This is a genomic window from Arthrobacter sp. SLBN-83 (genome assembly GCF_006715285.1).
GTDB lineage: Bacteria > Actinomycetota > Actinomycetes > Actinomycetales > Micrococcaceae > Arthrobacter.
In genome coordinates this window covers 3,128,189-3,144,083 of record NZ_VFMX01000001.1, presented here as the reverse complement: position 1 = coordinate 3,144,083, position 15,895 = coordinate 3,128,189, and the positions used below count along the sequence as shown (strand labels likewise).

The following is a 15,895-nucleotide window of genomic DNA, read 5'->3' as shown; positions in this document are numbered from 1 at the left end:
GCCGCTACCAGCGGCCGTTGCGGGGCCGCGGTTGGCACACGGGGCAGGTATGGGATGAACGGTTCATGAACTGGTCACGGCGGATGGTCGCATTGATACCCGCTGCGGCGCACCGCTTGCACGGCTCCCCCTGCCGGCCATAGGCATTGAGGGACCGGTCAAAGTAGCCTGAGGCACCGTTGACGTTGACGTACAGCGAATCGAAGCTGGTCCCGCCTGCTGCCAGGGCATCGAGCATCACCTCGCGGGCGCTGTCGAGGACGCGCTGGGCTTCACTGCGGCGCAGGGTGTCGGTGGCCCGGGCGAAGTGCAGGCGGGCGCGCCACAGTGCTTCGTCGGCGTAGATGTTGCCGATCCCGGACACCAGTCCCTGGTCCAGCAGCGCCCGCTTCAGTCCCGTTTTGCGCTTCCGGAGGCGCTGGTAGAAGAGGTCGAAGGAGAAGGCAGGATCGAGGGGGTCCCGGGCGATGTGTGCTGCTTCCTCCGCTATCAGGGGAAGGGGCGATTCCGCCAGGCCGCCCGGAGCGCCGTCGTCCGTGGGGACGAGCGTGGTGACGAAGAGGCCGCCGAAGATCCGCTGGTCCACGAACCGCAGTTGCTCCGGCATCCCTTCCCGCGGGCTGAGCCGGAACCGGACCTTGAGGTGCTTCTCATCGGCGACGGCTGAGTCCTGCATCAGCAGCTGCCCGCTCATGCCCAGGTGCGCCATCAAGGCAATTCCGGGCAGGCCACCGCTTTCCCGGTTCTCCGATCCGGCAGCAGTGCTGTCCACCAGGGGCATCCAGAGGAACTTTCCCCGGCGCACGACGTCGGACACAGTGGCACCTTCGAGGTTGCCGATGAAGTCCTCAACGCCAAGGGCGTGGCGGCGGATGGAACGCGGATCAAGGACTTCGACGGCACGGATCGTCCTGCCGCGGACCCAGTTCACCAGGCCACGGCGGACAACCTCCACCTCGGGCAGTTCCGGCATGGACGCTACTGGGCGGCCACGGAGCTTGCGCCGGTACTGGACGCCCCGGTGCCGGAAAGCACCCGCCACGCGTCTGCCGCGGCTTCCTGTTCCGCTTCCTTCTTGGAATGCCCCGAACCCTTGCCGTAGGCGGTTCCGCCGATATTCAGGACAGCTGTAAAGGTGCGGGCGTGGTCCGGCCCGGACCCCTCCACGGCGTAGTGGATGCTGCCCAGCTGCCGGCTGGCTGCGAGTTCCTGGATGCTGGTCTTCCAGTCGGTGCCGGCGCCCAGGACGGCGGCATCCTTCAGCAGCGGACCGATCAGCCGCATGACCAGTTGGCGCGCCGTCTCGATGTCGTTGGAGACATAGGTGGCCCCGATCAGGGCTTCCATGGTGTCCGCCAGGATGGAGGCCTTGTTCTTGCCATGCGTGAGCTTCTCGCCCTGGCCAAGGTAGATGTATTCCCCGATGCCCAGGCTGCGGCCGATGCCGGCAAGTGCGCGGGTACTGACGACGGCGGACCGGCGCTTGGCAAGTTCGCCTTCGGGCAGGTCCGGGTTGTCCCGATAGAGGGCGTCGGTAACGGAGAACCCCAGGATGGAGTCGCCCAGGAACTCGAGCCGCTCGTTGGTGGGGATGCCGCCATTCTCGTAGGCGTACGAACGGTGGGTGAGCGCAAGACGAAGCGTCCCGGCGTCAATAGAGACACCGAGACGCTTCAGAAGCTCTTCAGTTGAAGACATCAGTCAGCCTGTTGGGCCGATTAGACGTCCGCGACCTTGCGGCCCTTGTACTCAAGGAACAGCGCGGTGCCAGCAGAGTCGGTAACGACCTTTGCCTGGTGCGGCAGGCTGTAGGTGACCTGGCCGTTCTCAACGGTCTTCACCAGGTGGGGGGCGGTCGCCTTCCACTGCGAGCGGCGGGCGCGGGTATTCGAGCGAGACATTTTCCGCTTGGGAACAGCCACGGCTAACTCATTTCTCTCTAGACAAACACGTACAAATCAATTTTGCCGGTCAGGCTTAGCCATATCAGCTAGGGCAGCCCAGCGAGGATCCAGGACCTCGTGGTGGTGCCCCGGCTCGTCTTCCAGGCGAACTCCGCATTCGGAGCAAAGGCCCTGGCAGTCTTCCCGGCACACCGGCTGGAACGGCAGATTGGTGACAACCGCGTCCCGCAACACCGGTTCAAGATCGATTACATCGTGCTCGACTCGACGTTGCTCTTCATCTTCTTCTCCGTCCGAGAGCTCAGCGCCCTCGTAGAAGAAAAGTTCTTGCACATTGACCTCAAGGTCATACGCAAGGGGATCCAGGCATCGGCCGCACTCGCCGGTTACTTCGGCGACAACGGTTCCTGATACCAGAATTCCTTCGTGTACGGCCTCAAGCCTCAGGTCGAGCTCGACATCCGAGCCTTCCTGAACACCAATGAGCGCCACACCAAGATCACCCGGTGCGGGTACATGTTCCTTCAGCGTCCGCATGCTTCCCGGGCTGCGCCCGAGGTCCTTGACGTCGAACGCCAGGGGCGAACCAGCATCTCTGTTAATGAGAACTCCTGTTGAACATATGACCGACGTACCATCTTAGCCTGAAGAGCCATGGTGACTCAAACCGGCAGCAGGCAGCGCCGAAGTACCGATCCAGCCTACCGCCTTGGCTGCTGATCGGGCGAAGGCTCGCCGGCAACCATGCGGCGGTGCACGGACCGGGGCACGTAGTCCGAGACGCTGCCGCCCAGGACCGCCACCTCTTTGATCAGGGTGGACGATAGGTGGACGTAGCTTGCCTCGGCCGGGAGGAAGACAGTCTCCACGCCGCTTAGCTGGCGGTTCATGGTGGCCATCGGAAGCTCGTAGTCGAAGTCCGACGATGACCTGAGTCCCTTGACGATGGCGGACACACCCCGCTGGCGGCAATATTCCGCCAGGAGGCCCTCGCCCACCGGTTCCACCACGATGCCCTTGAGCGATGCGAGGGTTTCCCGTGCCATTTCCAGCCGTTCCTCAAGGCTGAACATGTACTTCTTGGCGTAGTTGGTGGAGATGGCCACGATGACCTCGTCGAAAAGACCGGCGGCCCGCGCAATGACTTCGAGATGGCCGTTGTGGATGGGGTCGAAGGATCCGGGGCACACAGCGCGTCTCATGGTTTGAACCTACCCCATGGAAAGGCCGGGATAACATGGCTGGATGCATCCACCACGGGAACTTTCCACCCCCCTGGCACCTGCTCCCTGGCAGCGGACCGCACTCGGAGCCAACCTCCTCGCTCCGGACGGCGGCCTGGGTGTCACCATCTTCGAGGAGATGACCACCCTGGCAGTCCAGACCGGAGCCATCAACCTGGGACAGGGTTTCCCCGATGAGGACGGGCCGGCGGAAATCAGGGAGGCCGCCCGTGCGGCCATCGCTGCAGGGGCCAACCAGTACGCGCCCGGCAAGGGACTGCCCCAGCTCCGGGAGGCGGTGGCCGCGCACCAGGAACGTTTCTATGGGCTGGCACCGGACCCTGCAACCGAAGTCATCATCACCACCGGGGCCACCGAAGGGATCGCTGCCTCCCTCCTGGCGTTTGCCGGACCGGGCGATGAGGTCCTGACCTTCGAACCCTTCTACGACTCCTACGGCGCCGTCATCGGCCTCTCGGGCGCCACGCACGCCACCGTGCCCCTGGCCGCCCCGGACTTCCTGCCCGACCCCGCGGCACTGGAGGCTGCCTTCAACGAGCGGACGCGGGTGGTCCTCCTGAACAATCCGCACAATCCCACGGGCGCCGTGTTTCCTCCGGAGATCCTGCAGCGCGTGGTGGACCTTGCGGAAAAGCACGACAGCATCATCATCACCGACGAGGTGTACGAGCACCTCACCTTCGGCGTCCGCCATACCCCGGTGGCGACACTGCCGGGAGCCGCCGGCCGGACCATCACCATTTCCTCCGCCGGCAAGACCTTTTCCCTGACCGGTTGGAAGATCGGCTGGTTGAGCGGCCCCGAGGACCTGGTGGCGGCCGTCCGCACCGTGAAGCAGTTCCTCACCTACAGTTCGGGAACTCCGTTCCAGGCTGCGATCGCCACAGGGCTGGCCCTGCCGGACGACTTCTATACCGGCATCGCAGCCGCCCTGGAACAGAAGCGCGACATCCTCAGCGCCGGGCTCCGGGCCGCGGGCTTTGACGTCTTCACCCCAAGAGGAACCTACTTCGTCAATGTGGACACCGCACCGCTGGGCATCACCGACGCGCTGGACCTCGCCCGGCGGCTGCCCGCGCTGGTAGGGGTGGCAGCCATCCCCGTTCCGGTGTTCTGCCATCCAGAGGGAGCCGAACGCACCCGCAGCCTGCTCCGGTTTGCCTTCTGCAAGAAGCGAGAAGTCCTGGAGGAGGCTGCCGCGCGGCTGGCAAACCTGCGCGGCAGGCTCTGATGTCCGGCGGCAGCAGCGGGGCCGCCAGCCGCTTCCTCCGGACAACAGGCCAGCACGCCACAATCGAGCCCGATGCGTTCACCGATGGCAGTTTTGTACTCACTATCGGCGGAGCCGAACAGTCCCATGTGAACCTGGACCACCCGGCGGAGATCTTCTACGAGTACCTGCGCAGGATCGGGCATCTGGTGGATCTCGCCGCACCGCCCGGAGAACCCATTAGGGCCCTGCACCTCGGAGCAGGGGCGCTGACCCTGGCGCGGTACATCCAGGCCACCCGCCCCGGCTCCATCCAGTATGCCGTGGAGCTGGAACGGGAACTGCTCGACTTTGTCCTCCGGCACCTTCCCATGCCTGGGGGAACGGACCTGACCACGATCATCGGCGACGCCCGCGAGGCACTCGGCGCGCTTGCTCCTGACCTCGCGTTCGACGTCGTCATTCTGGACATCTTTTCCGGACCTGAAGCACCCGGGCACATCGCCACCAGCGGCTTCTACCAAGAGGCCCGGGAACGCTTGCGCCCGGAAGGGCTGCTGATCGTCAACGTCGGCGACGAAGCGGCCCTCACGCTGGTCAGGAGCCAGGTGGCCGCGATGCGCGAAGCCATGGGCGATGTTGGCGCCTTCGCGGAAGCGGGGATGTTCGAGGGCCGGTACCCGGGCAACATCATCCTGGCCGGAACCCAGGGCCCTTGGCCGGAAGCCTGGACAGCCGAACTGACCGCGCGGGGCCCGCACCCGGCGCGGGTCCTGGCCGGGGTGGACCTGGACCCCTTCTCGGGCTAGCCCCGCAAGGACCCCGGCCCTTCCGCATCCGGCACGGCATCCCCAGCCCCTGCACCGTCAGGCACGTCATCGGCGGAGATGGCGTCGGGAACGAACGGCTCGGCGAACCACAGCCGGGTTTCCCCGTACTTCTTCTCCGCGAACCGCGTCAGCCCGCCAGGCCATCCCGGTTCCGGCGAGCGGGAGGACCGTTCCACCACCACCACCGCACCGGGGGCCAGGTGCGCGGCAAGTTTCTCCAGCACCGCGGACAGCCCAGCCTCCTCCAGGGGGTACGGCGGATCAAGGAACACCAGGTCCCAAGCCGCGTCTTCCGCGGCCCGGTCCAGGAAGGGATCCGCTTTGGTGCGGTGCACGGTGACGGCTTTCCGGCCCAGCACGCCGTTAATCAGGTCCGCGTTGCGCTGGCACACGGCGCTGGCCTTGGCGTCGGATTCCACCAGCTCCACGGTCCGCGCTCCCCTGCTGCCACTTTCCACGCCCAGGGCACCCGAGCCGGCGTACAGGTCCAGCACGCGGGCCCCCGCAATCACGTCAAAGGCATCAAGTCGGGAGAACAGCGCTTCCTTCACCCGGTCCGTGGTGGGCCTGGTCAAGGAGCCCGGGACGGCTGTCAGTGGAGTACCGCCAGCGGCGCCGGCAATGATCCGGGTCACCGCGCCCACCGCAATCCCGCGCCCGCCGGGCTTTCATTGCTAACCGCGTTCAAGGAACGCCTCCTTCTCGGGGTTCAGGTACTTTTCGATGGCATCGGCAAGTTCGGGATGCCCGGACAGCAACGGATCGGTGCCGACTATTGCCTGGGCATCTTCCCTGGCCCGGGCAATAACGTCTTCATGCTCAAGGACCCTCAGCAGCTTCAGGGCCGACCGTCCGCCGGACTGCGATGCGCCCAGGATGTCGCCTTCACGCCGTAGCTTGAGGTCCTCCTGCGACAGGACAAAACCATCCGTGGTCGCAGCCACGGCTTCCAGCCGCCGCCGGCTGGGGTGGCCCGGTTCCAAGGCAGTGACCAGCAGGCAGGTTCCGGGCAGGCCGCCGCGGCCCACGCGGCCGCGGAGCTGGTGCAGCTGGGAGATCCCGAACCTGTCGGCATCCAGGATGACCATCAAGGTGGCGTTGTGCACGTCCACGCCCACCTCGATCACGGTAGTGGAAACCAGCAGCTTGATCCGGTTGGCGGTAAACCCGGCCATGGTGTCCGTTTTCAGCTCCGGATCCTGGCGCCCATGGAGCGGGGCCAGGCGAACCCCTGCCAACGAGGGCTCGGCCAGCAGGTAATCCACGACGGCGGTGACAGACGCGAGCTCCCGGCCCTCCTCCGCCTCCGCCCCCGGTGGCGCCGCTTCCCCCGGACTGAAGTCGCCGTCGTCGTCCGTTCCAATCTTGGGGCAGACCACATACACCTGGTGTCCGGCGTTAATTTCCTCCCGCGCACGGGCCCAGATCCGCCCGGCCCAGGCGGGGTTCTCGGCAAGGCCGACAAGGTGCGTGGTGATCGGGCCCCTGCCTTTAGGCAGCTCGTCGAGGGTGGAAGTTTCGAGGTCGCCAAACACGGTCATGGCAACGGTGCGGGGAATGGGAGTGGCAGTCATCACCAGGAGGTGCGGCGGCTTCCGGGCCTTCGCACGCAGGGCGTCGCGCTGTTCCACACCGAAACGGTGCTGTTCGTCCACCACGATCAGGCCGAGGTCGTAAAAGGACACGTTGTCGCTGAGCAGGGCGTGGGTGCCGATGATGATTCCCGCCGTGCCGGAGGCTGCATCCAGCAGGGCCTGCTTCCGGGCGGCAGTGGGCATGGACCCCGTCAGCAGCGTGACCTGGACCGAGGACCCGCTACCGGCCAGTCCGCCCAGGAGTCCGTCGCTGGACAGCGGCCCAAGGGTGCGCCGGATGGAGTCGTAGTGCTGGGCGGCCAGCACCTCGGTGGGGGCCAGCAGCGCGGCCTGTCCCCCGGCGTCCACAACCTGGAGCATGGCCCGCAGCGCCACGAGCGTCTTGCCCGAACCGACCTCGCCCTGCAGCAGCCGGTTCATGGGAGTGTCCTGCGCAAGTTCCGTTGCAAGGGTCTTCCCGACGGCGGCCTGGCCGGCTGTGAGGGTGAAGGGCAGGTTTTGGTCGAACGCGGACAGGATGCCTTCGCTGGCTGGGCGCCGCGCGGTGGCCTCCTCCGCGGCGAGTTGCGCACGGCGGCGGGCAAGCGCGGACTGCAGCACCAAGGCTTCCTGGTAGCGGAGCCGGTCCCTGGCGCGTTGCCAGTCAGCCGCCGTTTCAGGCGCATGGATGAGCCGGTAGGCGTCCGCTATGGGAAGGAAGCCCTCCCGGGCTGCCACTGCCTGCGGAAGCGGGTCCGCCAACGAGCCAAGATCCGCGGTTTCCAGCAGTGTGGCGATCACCTTCTGGATCTTCCAGCTGGGTAGCTTGGCCGTGGCCGGATACACCGGAATGGGCATGGCTGCCAGTTTCTCCGCATCGCCACTGCCCGGCGCGAAAGGATCCTCGTCCAGGATGAGGAAATCCGGGTTGGTGAGGCCCAGCTGACCTTTGAAACGCGTGACCTTTCCGGAAAACAGCGCGCGCCGGCCCTGCAGGAGTTCTGTCTTTGCCTTATAGCCGTTGAAGAAACTGATCTTCAGCGTCCCGGGGACCTTGCCGCGGTAGTCCTGGCCTCCCACCAGCCGCAGCCCCTGCTGCCCGTCGTCGTCGGAAACAATGACGTCCGTGATGGTTCCGCGGCGTGCCTGCATATGCCGGGTGGTGCTGGACAGCACCCGGGCAATCAGGGTGACTTCCTCGTCGAGCGGAAGCTCGCTGATGGGGGTCAGTTCACCGCGGGTCAGGTAACGGCGGGGAAAGTAATTAAGCAGGCCTTCGACGGTGGTGATGCCGAGGTGTTTCTCGATGACCGCGGCGGACCTTTTTCCGATCCGCCGTTCAAGGGCCAGGTCCAGCTCAGCGTTCATGCCCGCCGGTATTCACCGCATCCACGGCCGGGTCCCGGGGAAGCGCCAGCTCACTGATGCTGATCTGGGACGGCTCGCCGAGGGACCGGATGATGCCCACCGCCGGGTCCGGGTCCCGGACGTGCACGTGGACCCGCCACCGGTAGTTGCCGTCAGGGTCCGGGCCACTGCCCACCTGGCTCATGATCACGGACTCGCCGATCTCGTCGAGCCGCTGCCGCAGGGTGGCCGCATTCAGGGGTGAGAGGGTGATGGTGCACATGACCTCCACGCCGTCGTCGTCCGGCATGGAAGCGTGGATGTGCGGATCTGAAACGTCGTAGCCATGCAGCCCGTCGAGGAGCTCGTCCTGGAGTTCCTGGCCCATCACGGCGGACCGGAGGCAGTCGAGGATCAGCAGCATGCCCACGCCGCCCGCGTCCACCACCCGGGCCGTCTGCAGCGCATCGAGCTGCTCCTCGGTGTGGACCACCGCGGCCAGCGCTCCCTCCACGGCGGCATCGAGGGTGAGCCCCAGGGCATGGTTGCTGTCATCGCCGTCCTGGCCGGCGTCCACGGCGGCTGCCGCACGGGCTGCCGCTTCCATGACGGACAGCATGGTTCCGGGAACGGGATCGCTCAGGGCGGACCAAGCGCGGATCTGGGCACGGTTGAGGGCTGCGGCGAGGAGCGTGGACGTCATCCGGGTGTGTCCGGCCAATGGCTCGGCCGCAGCGCAGAGGAACACCGAGAAAAGCGTTCCGGAGTTTCCGCGGGCCTCCTCCATGGCTGCCTGCCCGGCGGTGGCCAGGACTTCCCCGACGTCGACCGGGGCGGGCTGGTCTTCGCCAAGCACCAGGGAACGGGCCGCAGCGCGGACGGTGAGGTACAGGTTGGTACCCGTATCGCCGTCGGCTACCGGGAAGATGTTGATGGCGTTCAGCCGGTCGCTGTGGTTTCCCAGGGCAGTTTCAGCCTTGCCCAGCCACCTCTTCATCGCCAGCGCGTTGGCGGCAACCTTAGTGTGCAAAGTGATCCCATCCCCCGCTGTCCGCGGCCCGGCCCGCTGTCAGGACGCCCGGGCCATCGTCGGTACCGAGTGCATGTATCGAGCCTAGCGCAGTGAATCCGGGTGGCAGCTGAACATCGGCGGGGAATGTGGCCAACAGCCCGTGGTCCTCACCGCCGCCCAGCACCCACTGTTCCGGATCGGCACCCAGCAGGGCGGCCGCAGGGGCCAGGACCTCCGCCAGTTCGGCGAGGCGCGCCGGGTCGAGGGCGACGGTGACATTGCTGGCGGCAGCCAGCCTCCTGCCGTCACGCAGGAGCCCATCCGAGATGTCGAGCATTGCCGTGGCCCCTGCGGCCCGCGCTGCCGGACCCGCCGCCAGCGGCGGACGGGGACGGCACTGCAGGTCCAGGAAGACACGCTCGGCCGGGCCCAGCGTGTCCGCGGGGACATCCGCTTCGAGCAGGGCCAGCCCCGCCGCAGCATGGCCCACCGTGCCGGCCAGCGCCAGGATGTCCCCGGCCTGGGCGCCGGAGCGGAGGACCGGCCGGCCGCCGTCGAGCGTTCCCAGCACCGCCACCGTCACCGAAATCTCCCGCCCGCGGCCCAGGTCCCCGCCGGCCACCGAACAGCGGACAGCCCCCAGCTCCCGGATTCCGGCCGTGAGCCCGTCCGCCAGGTCCTCCACCCAGCTCACGGGCGTGTCAACGGGAAGCGTGAGGCTGACCACCATGGACGTTGCCTGTGCCCCCATGGCATTGATGTCGCTAAGGTTCTGCGCGGCCGCTTTCCAGCCGACGTCGAATCCGGTGGTGCGGTAGCCGTTGGGCCACTGGAGCCGGAAATCCTGGTCCTGGACCTGGGTGTCGATGCTGATGACCGTTCTTCCGTCCGGGGCGGCGACGACGGCGGCGTCATCCCCGGGTCCCAGCAGCGTGCTGGCGGCGTGCCCGGCCTCCATCTGGAGGCGCGGAAAGATCCGGGCCAGCAGGTCGGCTTCGGAAAGGCCGGCGACGGTGGGCTGGCGGTCAACGCGGTTACGGAGGTCTTCAGGCACGCCACTACGCTACCGCGCCGGACTGACATTGTGTCCGGGCGGGGACGGAGGCGGCGATAGGCTGGAAGCATGCACCAGCCCCACCTGCCCCTGTCCGCCCGCGCCGCCAGGATGGCGGTGGTGGGGGCAGTCGCGGCCCTTTCCCTGACCGCCTGCTCACCCGCAGTGGACGTCACAGCCGCCAAGGACGCCGCCAACCCGGCCTGTGCGCCGATGATGCTGGCACTGCCCGATTCCATCGGCGATTCAAAGCTGCGGAAGACCAACAGCCAGGGCACCGCGGCCTGGGGCGATCCCTCGCTGGTCATCCTGCGCTGCGGCGTCAACGTGCCAGGGCCCACCACCGACCGCTGCGTCACCGTCAACGGGGTCGACTGGGTCATCAAGGAAGGCGATCCGGTCTGGACGCTGACCACCTACGGCCGGGAACCCGCCACGGAAATCCTGATGGACCCGGACAAGATCAGTTCAGCAACAGTGCTGGCGGACCTGGCCGCAGCGGCGGCGAAGGTTCCATCCGTCCGGAACTGCGTGGGCCAGGAGGACCTGCAGAACCTGCCGAAGAGCCAGTAGGTTCCGACAGGCTCAACCGCCGGCTGGGTGGGCCCACGCGGGCAGGGTCCCCTGGCCGAAGCGAAGCGAGGTTAGGGTGCCCGTGGGGATTAGCGGAGGCCGGTTTTGCGGTTCAACGCCAAGTAGATGAGCTCGTCGATCAGCTCCGCGTATTCCAGCCCGGAGGCTGCCCACATCTGCGGGTACATGCTCTTGGGCGTGAAGCCGGGCATGGTGTTGATCTCGTTGATGATCAGCTCACCCTCGGGCGTATAGAAGAAGTCCACGCGGCTCAGACCCTCGGCTCCCACGGCGTCGAACGCGGTGGCCGCCAGTTCCCGGACCCGGGAGATGGCCTCGGCCGGGATGTCCGCCGGGCAGCTCAGGGACGCGGCATCATCCTCGACGTACTTGGCGTTGAAGTCGTAAAACTCATGGTTTCCGCCGGATACCGCGATTTCGCCCGGCATGGAAGTCCGGGGCGCGTCGGTGCCCCTGCCTTCCAGTACTGCGCATTCGATCTCGCGTCCCACAATCCCGGCTTCGATCACCAGTTTGAGGTCGTGCCGGCGGGCTTCTTCGATGGCGGCGTCCAACTCCTCCAGGGAGTCCACCTTTGAGATGCCCATCGAGGAGCCTGCGCGGGCCGGCTTGACGAACACGGGGAACCCCAGCCGGTCCACCTGCTTCCGCACGGACTCGGGGTCCTTGCGCCACTGCCGGTCCGTCACGACCACATAGGGACCGACGCGGAGCCCGGCAGCTTCGAAAACAACCTTCATGTAGTGCTTGTCCATACCGACAGCGGAGGCCAGGACTCCCGCGCCAACGTACCGGGTGTCCGACAATTCCAGGAGCCCCTGGATGGTGCCGTCCTCGCCGAACGGGCCGTGCAGCAGCGGGAAGACAACGTCCACGGCGCCCAGTTCCTGCGGAACCTGGTTGGGCGACGCCACAATCAGCTGGTGTTCCCCGCCGATCTCTGCCAGGGTGACGGTCTCCGAGGACGGCACCACCTCGGGGAGGGCTGATGCCGCGAGGGACCACTCGGCCGTTTCCGCCGGGGCAAGGACCCACTGGCCGGTCTTGGCGATCCCAATGGGGATCACCTCGTACTTGTCCTTGTTGATCGCGCCCAGGACACCGGCGGCGGTCACGCAGCTCACGGCATGCTCGCTGGAGCGTCCGCCGAAGAGCACGGCAACGCGCGGTTTCCTGCTGGAGGCCGTTTCCCCGTGGGTGTTTGTGTCTTGGGACATGGTCAGTAATCGCCTTCAGGTTTCAATTCCCGGGACAGCAGAACCGGCCCCAGTTGGTCAACGGACAGCTTGCCTGCCAGCACCGCCACAACGGCGGCAGTAATGGGCATCTCGACGCCGAGCTTGCCGGCGAGTTCATGGACGGCCTGGCCTGACTTGATGCCTTCGGCGGTCTGGGTCATTTTGCGGCCCACCTCCTCCAGCGTCAGGCCCTGGCCCAGCAGCCTGCCGGCGGTATGGTTCCGGGACAGCGCGGACGAACAGGTTGCCACGAGATCGCCCAGGCCGGCGAGTCCGGCCATGGTTTTGGCCTCGCCGCCCAGCGCCAGCGCGAGGCGGGACGTTTCCGCGAGCCCCCGGGTAATCACCGAGGCCTTGGTGTTGTCCCCCATCTCCTTGCCCTCGCAGATTCCCACGGCCAGCGCGATCACGTTCTTGACGATGCCGCCGATTTCGACGCCAACGACGTCCGTGGTGGTGTACGGCCGGAAATAGGGGGCGGTGCAGGTCCTGGCAAGCCAGCCGGCCGTGGCGGAGTCCGTGCAGGCCACCACGGATGCCGTGGGCTCCTCGCGGGCAATTTCCATGGCGAGGTTGGGTCCGGAGACGACGGCGATGCGTTCCAGCGGCAGTCCCAGTTCCTGGCTGATCACCTCGCTCATCCGGGCGTCCGTTCCCAGCTCCAGGCCTTTCATAAGGGAGACGACGACGGCGCCGGGGGCGATCATGTCCTTCCACTCCCGCAACTGGGGGCGCAGTGACTGGGCCGGAACGGCAACCACCACAAGTTCGGCCCCTGCCAGCACCTGGCGGACGTCGGTGGACGCCGTGATGCTCTCCGGCAGGACGATGTCCTTGAGGTAGTCGCTGTTGCGGTGGCTGGTGTTGATCTCCTCCACCACCTCGGCGCGCCTGCCCCACAGCTTGATGGCACGCTGCGTCCCGGTGGCGATGGCTGCGTCCGCGAGGATCTTCGCGAAGGTGGTCCCCCATGATCCGGCACCAAGTACGGCCACCGTGCGGGCCGCTCCCGGCTTTGCGTCAGTGGTCACGGAGCTTCCGTTCCCGCACCGGGCTGCTGTCCGCGTTCCACGAAACGCCCATGCTTGGCCTGATGTTGCTTGGCCGGGTCCCAGCGTTCCGCCGGCGGCTGCTCACCGCGCAGGCCGGCAAGAAGCGCCGTGATTGCGTCCATGATCACGTCCGTGGCCTCCGTCAGCGTTGCCTTGTCCAGGGGACGGCCGCTGAACGCGCTCAGGTCCACCGGATCCCCCACCACGACCCGAGAACGCTTCCGCGGGAACAGGTGGAAACGCTTGCCGTACCGGGGGAACACCTCGTGCGCACCCCAGTGGGCGATGGGCACCACCGGAATTCCACCTTCGAGGGCGAGCCGGGCAGCGCCCGTGTGTCCTTTCATCGGCCACAGGTCAGGATCGCGGGTCAGCGTGCCCTCGGGGTAGATGATGATGGCACCACCCTCAGCCACGATCTCCTGTGCCACCTGCAGCGACCGGTTCGCTCCCGCTGTCGAACGCTCCACCGGCACCTGCTTGGTGGCTTTCAGGAGCGGGCCAAGGCCGGGCACCTTGAACAGCGATGCCTTGGCGAGGAAATGCGGCGCACGCCTCTGGTTGTAGAGCATGTGGCCCACCACCAGCGGGTCGATTTCGGTGCAGTGGTTGGGCGCGGCGATGAAGCCGCTGGCGGGAAGTTTGTCGGTGCCCTCCCACGTCTTGGACATCATCAGGTTCAACAAGGGCCGGGCGATGCCGGCGATGAACACAAACGTGGCCCTGCTCTTGGCAGATTCCTTCACAGTCCCGCTCTACTTCGTGGTGGTGATGTCGAAATCGGCACCGAGTCCAGCGAGCTTCTCGGTGAAACGCTCGTAACCGCGGTTGATGATGTCGATGCCGGTGACCCGTGAGGTTCCGGTGGCGGCCAGGGCGGCGATCAGGTGGCTGAAGCCGCCGCGCAGGTCCGGAACGTCGATGTCGGTTCCCTTGAGCTGGGTAGGGCCCGAAATCACGGCTGAGTGCAGGAAGTTCCGCTGGCCGAACCGGCACGGAACACTGCCCAGGCACTCCCGGTGGACCTGGATGCTGGCGCCCATGCGGATCAGGGCGTCGGTGAAGCCGAACCGGTTCTCGTACACCGTTTCGTGGACGATCGAGACGCCCTCGGCCTGGGTGAGTGCCACCACGAGCGGCTGCTGCCAGTCCGTCATGAAGCCGGGGTGGACGTCCGTTTCAAGGACCAGCGGGTTGAGCTTTCCGCCCTTGTGGTAGAACCGGATGCCGTCCTCGCCGATGTCCATGCCGCCGCCCACCTTGCGGTAGGTGTTCAGGAACGTCATCATGTCGCGCTGGGATGCACCCTCGACGAAGATGTCGCCGCGGGTCACCAGCGCAGCTGATGCCCAGGAAGCCGACTCGTTGCGGTCCGAGAGGGCACGGTGGTTGTAGCCGCCAAGGTCGCGGACGCCCTCAATGCGGATGGTGCGGTCCGTCTGGACGCTGATGATGGCACCCATCTTCTGCAGTACCGCAATGAGGTCGACGATTTCCGGCTCGGTGGCTGCGCCGGACAGTTCGGTGATGCCCTCGGCGCGGGTGGCGCTCAGCAGGACCTGCTCGGTGGCGCCCACGGACGGGTACGGCAGCGAGATCTTGGCTCCGTGCAGTCCCTTGGGCGCGGAGATGTGGATGCCGCCCGGGCGTTTCTCCACCACGGCGCCGAACTGGCGCAGGACGTCCAGGTGGTAGTCGATGGGGCGGTCGCCGATCTTGCAGCCGCCCAGGTCGGGGATGAAGGCTTCGCCGATCGCGTGGATCAGCGGCCCGCACAGCAGGATGGGGATGCGCGAGTCTCCGGCGTGCGCGTCGATGGCCGTGCTGGGCGCCGTCTTGGCCGCCTTGGGGTCGAGGGTGAGATCACCGTTGATCGGGTCTTTCTCCACAGTCACGCCGTGCAGCTGGAGTAGGGAGGTGACCACCTCCACGTCCTTGATTTCCGGCACGTTCCGCAACACCGAAGGTTCGTTGCCCAGCAACGCCGCAACCATTGCCTTGGGGACAAGATTCTTTGCCCCACGGACGCTGACGCGGCCTGTAAGCGGGACACCGCCGCGGATTGTCAGAACACTACTCATATACCGGTTTCCTCACGATCACTAGCCCCCAAAACCTTGCAAAGGCTCCAACCAAGCATAGGAGGTCGCGTTACCGAACCGAAATAAGGGGGCACCGGCGGCGGGGCGTGGCGGACGCGCCCCGCCGCGGGAATGGTGCCGGGAGGCTAGGACAGCTTTGCCGGCAGGGTCTTGGGCTTGAACGCCGGTCGCGTCGCCTCGTAGGCGGTGATGTCGGCCTCATGCTGGAGGGTCAACCCGATGTCGTCGAGGCCTTCCAGGAGGCGCCAGCGGGTGTAGTCGTCGATCTCGAACGGCGCCACGATGTTGCCGCACACCACGGTCTTGGACTCGAGGTCCACCGTCACCTGGGTGCCCGGTGCGTTCTCGAGTTCCTTCCAGATCAGCTCGATGTCGTCCTGGGCCACCTGCGCGGCCAGCAGCCCCTGCTTGCCCGAGTTGCCGCGGAAGATGTCCGCGAAGCGGGAGGACAGCACGGCCTTGAAGCCGTAGTCCTTGAGCGCCCACACCGCATGCTCGCGGGAGGAACCGGTGCCAAAGTCCGGGCCGGCCACCAGCACGGAGCCGGCATTGTAGGGCTCCTGGTTGAGGATGAAGGAGGGGTCCTTGCGCCAGGCGGAGAACAGCGCGTCCTCGAAACCGGTCCGGGTGATGCGCTTGAGGTACACCGCGGGAATGATCTGGTCGGTGTCAACATTGCTCTGGCGCAACGGGACGCCGATGCCGGTGTGCTTGGTGAACTTTTCCATGGTGTC

The 15,895-nt window shown here is 66.5% G+C and carries 17 protein-coding genes; 3 read left to right on the top strand and 14 right to left on the bottom strand.

Annotated features, from left to right (window positions below; translation table 11 throughout):
- Window positions 1-4: 4 nt before the first annotated feature.
- From mutM to coaD, 5 genes are all read right to left on the bottom strand, one after another.
- Complete coding sequence (gene mutM / locus FBY30_RS14665) at window positions 5-973, bottom strand: bifunctional DNA-formamidopyrimidine glycosylase/DNA-(apurinic or apyrimidinic site) lyase (protein ID WP_142133517.1); 969 nt, start codon at window positions 971-973, stop codon at window positions 5-7.
- A gap of 5 nt (window positions 974-978) precedes the next feature.
- On the bottom strand, window positions 979-1,698 hold the full coding sequence (rnc, locus tag FBY30_RS14660; protein WP_142133516.1) for a ribonuclease III: 720 nt from the start codon (window positions 1,696-1,698) through the stop codon (window positions 979-981).
- A 20-nt stretch (window positions 1,699-1,718) separates the two neighbouring features.
- The gene (gene rpmF / locus FBY30_RS14655; RefSeq protein WP_009356569.1) at window positions 1,719-1,922 is read right to left on the bottom strand and encodes a 50S ribosomal protein L32; all 204 of its coding nucleotides are present in this window, start codon (window positions 1,920-1,922) and stop codon (window positions 1,719-1,721) included.
- A 36-nt stretch (window positions 1,923-1,958) separates the two neighbouring features.
- Entirely contained in the window at window positions 1,959-2,483 is a 525-nt protein-coding gene (locus tag FBY30_RS14650) for a YceD family protein (protein WP_082007076.1), read from the bottom strand.
- A 122-nt stretch (window positions 2,484-2,605) separates the two neighbouring features.
- Window positions 2,606-3,106, bottom strand: a complete 501-nt coding sequence (gene coaD, locus FBY30_RS14645; protein WP_142133515.1) for a pantetheine-phosphate adenylyltransferase — start codon at window positions 3,104-3,106, stop codon at window positions 2,606-2,608.
- A gap of 43 nt (window positions 3,107-3,149) precedes the next feature.
- On the opposite strand from coaD, the gene FBY30_RS14640 reads away from it, so the two are divergent.
- Both FBY30_RS14640 and FBY30_RS14635 read left to right on the top strand, forming a co-directional pair.
- Window positions 3,150-4,379: an aminotransferase class I/II-fold pyridoxal phosphate-dependent enzyme gene (locus FBY30_RS14640; protein WP_142133514.1), complete on the top strand. Its 1,230-nt coding sequence runs from the start codon at window positions 3,150-3,152 to the stop codon at window positions 4,377-4,379.
- The gene (locus FBY30_RS14635; protein WP_142133513.1) at window positions 4,379-5,167 is read left to right on the top strand and encodes a spermidine synthase; all 789 of its coding nucleotides are present in this window, start codon (window positions 4,379-4,381) and stop codon (window positions 5,165-5,167) included. Before FBY30_RS14640 ends, FBY30_RS14635 begins: the two co-directional genes overlap by 1 nt.
- Here the strand turns inward: FBY30_RS14635 and rsmD are convergent.
- The 4 genes from rsmD to thiL are packed head-to-tail and all read right to left on the bottom strand — an operon-like array spanning window position 5,164 to window position 10,175.
- Complete coding sequence (gene rsmD / locus FBY30_RS14630; protein ID WP_142133512.1) at window positions 5,164-5,823, bottom strand: 16S rRNA (guanine(966)-N(2))-methyltransferase RsmD; 660 nt, start codon at window positions 5,821-5,823, stop codon at window positions 5,164-5,166. The genes FBY30_RS14635 and rsmD overlap by 4 nt on opposite strands.
- Window positions 5,824-5,862: 39 nt before the next feature.
- Window positions 5,863-8,130 (bottom strand): ATP-dependent DNA helicase RecG, encoded by a 2,268-nt coding sequence (locus FBY30_RS14625; RefSeq protein WP_142133511.1) that lies wholly within the window; start codon window positions 8,128-8,130, stop codon window positions 5,863-5,865.
- Window positions 8,120-9,106 carry a DAK2 domain-containing protein gene (locus tag FBY30_RS14620; protein WP_142135305.1) on the bottom strand — a complete coding sequence of 329 codons (987 nt, stop codon included), beginning with the start codon at window positions 9,104-9,106 and terminating at the stop codon, window positions 8,120-8,122. The genes FBY30_RS14625 and FBY30_RS14620 overlap by 11 nt, the downstream gene beginning before the upstream one ends.
- 22 nt (window positions 9,107-9,128) lie before the next feature.
- A complete protein-coding gene (gene thiL / locus FBY30_RS14615) occupies window positions 9,129-10,175 on the bottom strand; it encodes a thiamine-phosphate kinase (RefSeq protein ID WP_142133510.1) in 1,047 nt (348 codons plus the stop codon).
- A gap of 69 nt (window positions 10,176-10,244) precedes the next feature.
- On the opposite strand from thiL, the gene FBY30_RS14610 reads away from it, so the two are divergent.
- Window positions 10,245-10,748, top strand: coding sequence for a DUF3515 domain-containing protein (locus FBY30_RS14610; RefSeq protein ID WP_142133509.1), 504 nt, complete (start codon window positions 10,245-10,247; stop codon window positions 10,746-10,748).
- A gap of 89 nt (window positions 10,749-10,837) precedes the next feature.
- Here the strand turns inward: FBY30_RS14610 and FBY30_RS14605 are convergent, their stop codons facing one another.
- From FBY30_RS14605 to leuD, 5 genes are all read right to left on the bottom strand, one after another.
- Complete coding sequence (locus FBY30_RS14605; protein ID WP_142133508.1) at window positions 10,838-11,986, bottom strand: D-alanine--D-alanine ligase family protein; 1,149 nt, start codon at window positions 11,984-11,986, stop codon at window positions 10,838-10,840.
- A gap of 2 nt (window positions 11,987-11,988) precedes the next feature.
- Entirely contained in the window at window positions 11,989-13,038 is a 1,050-nt protein-coding gene (locus FBY30_RS14600) for an NAD(P)H-dependent glycerol-3-phosphate dehydrogenase (RefSeq protein ID WP_142133507.1), read from the bottom strand.
- Window positions 13,035-13,805 carry a lysophospholipid acyltransferase family protein gene (locus tag FBY30_RS14595; protein WP_142133506.1) on the bottom strand — a complete coding sequence of 257 codons (771 nt, stop codon included), beginning with the start codon at window positions 13,803-13,805 and terminating at the stop codon, window positions 13,035-13,037. Before FBY30_RS14595 ends, FBY30_RS14600 begins: the two co-directional genes overlap by 4 nt.
- 9 nt (window positions 13,806-13,814) lie before the next feature.
- Window positions 13,815-15,140 (bottom strand): UDP-N-acetylglucosamine 1-carboxyvinyltransferase, encoded by a 1,326-nt coding sequence (murA, locus tag FBY30_RS14590; protein WP_142133505.1) that lies wholly within the window; start codon window positions 15,138-15,140, stop codon window positions 13,815-13,817.
- 146 nt (window positions 15,141-15,286) lie between these two features.
- A complete protein-coding gene (gene leuD / locus FBY30_RS14585) occupies window positions 15,287-15,889 on the bottom strand; it encodes a 3-isopropylmalate dehydratase small subunit (protein ID WP_142133504.1) in 603 nt (200 codons plus the stop codon).
- Between the last annotated feature and the right edge of the window lie 6 nt (window positions 15,890-15,895).

Coding starts and splice junctions, on each gene's coding strand:
- mutM (WP_142133517.1), bottom strand. CDS start 973: ATGCCGGAACTGCCCGAGGTGGAGGTTGTCCGCCGTGGCCTGGTGAAC.
- rnc (WP_142133516.1), bottom strand. CDS start 1,698: ATGTCTTCAACTGAAGAGCTTCTGAAGCGTCTCGGTGTCTCTATTGAC.
- coaD (WP_142133515.1), bottom strand. CDS start 3,106: ATGAGACGCGCTGTGTGCCCCGGATCCTTCGACCCCATCCACAACGGC.
- FBY30_RS14640 (WP_142133514.1), top strand. CDS start 3,150: ATGCATCCACCACGGGAACTTTCCACCCCCCTGGCACCTGCTCCCTGG.
- FBY30_RS14635 (WP_142133513.1), top strand. CDS start 4,379: ATGTCCGGCGGCAGCAGCGGGGCCGCCAGCCGCTTCCTCCGGACAACA.
- FBY30_RS14625 (WP_142133511.1), bottom strand. CDS start 8,130: ATGAACGCTGAGCTGGACCTGGCCCTTGAACGGCGGATCGGAAAAAGG.
- FBY30_RS14620 (WP_142135305.1), bottom strand. CDS start 9,106: ATGAAGAGGTGGCTGGGCAAGGCTGAAACTGCCCTGGGAAACCACAGC.
- FBY30_RS14610 (WP_142133509.1), top strand. CDS start 10,245: ATGCACCAGCCCCACCTGCCCCTGTCCGCCCGCGCCGCCAGGATGGCG.
- FBY30_RS14605 (WP_142133508.1), bottom strand. CDS start 11,986: ATGTCCCAAGACACAAACACCCACGGGGAAACGGCCTCCAGCAGGAAA.
- murA (WP_142133505.1), bottom strand. CDS start 15,140: ATGAGTAGTGTTCTGACAATCCGCGGCGGTGTCCCGCTTACAGGCCGC.
- leuD (WP_142133504.1), bottom strand. CDS start 15,889: ATGGAAAAGTTCACCAAGCACACCGGCATCGGCGTCCCGTTGCGCCAG.